This window comes from Bartonella capreoli (genome assembly GCF_902813205.1).
Classification (GTDB): Bacteria; Pseudomonadota; Alphaproteobacteria; order Rhizobiales; family Rhizobiaceae; genus Bartonella; species Bartonella schoenbuchensis.
Genome location: NZ_CADDZX010000160.1, coordinates 1 through 479, shown reverse-complemented (window position 1 = coordinate 479; position 479 = coordinate 1). Strand labels below are relative to the sequence as shown.

Here is a 479-nt window from a genome sequence, read left to right as displayed (position 1 = left end):
TTTGATGAGCTTTATAACCTTTTGTATGTCCGTCCTGCATTAAGACTTGGTTGCTTTTTCTGGCAGATAGGTGATGGCAAAATTATTCATGGCTTAGGATCGAATGGTATTGCTGCACGTATTGTTGATATTACAAACAAAATCATTAGACTGCAGACAGGCTATCTTTATCACTATGCATTTGCAATGCTTATAGGCGTTGCATTGCTGATCACATGGATGATGATCGGGGGCGTAAACTGATGATTGATTGGCCTATTCTTTCTACGGTTACATTTCTACCGCTTATTGGTGTGCTTCTGATTTTATTTATCAAAGACGATAGCGAAGTAGCACGGCATAATATACGCAATGTAGCATTTTGTACATCTATATTTATTTTTAGTATTTCTTTAATTATTAGGATGGAGTTTGAAAACACCAATGCTGTCTGCCAAATGGTCAAGAAATTCGGTTGGTGATTGGGTAGCCTTAGCTAT

The 479-nt window shown here is 37.4% G+C and carries 2 pseudogenes; both read left to right on the top strand.

Annotated elements, in window-relative coordinates:
• Positions 1-243: pseudogene (locus J7R05_RS07860) on the top strand (NADH-quinone oxidoreductase subunit L); the annotation flags it as partial.
• A pseudogene (locus tag J7R05_RS07855) lies at positions 243-458 on the top strand (NADH-quinone oxidoreductase subunit M); the annotation flags it as partial. The pseudogenes J7R05_RS07860 and J7R05_RS07855, both read left to right, overlap by 1 nt.
• Positions 459-479: the final 21 nt, after the last annotated feature.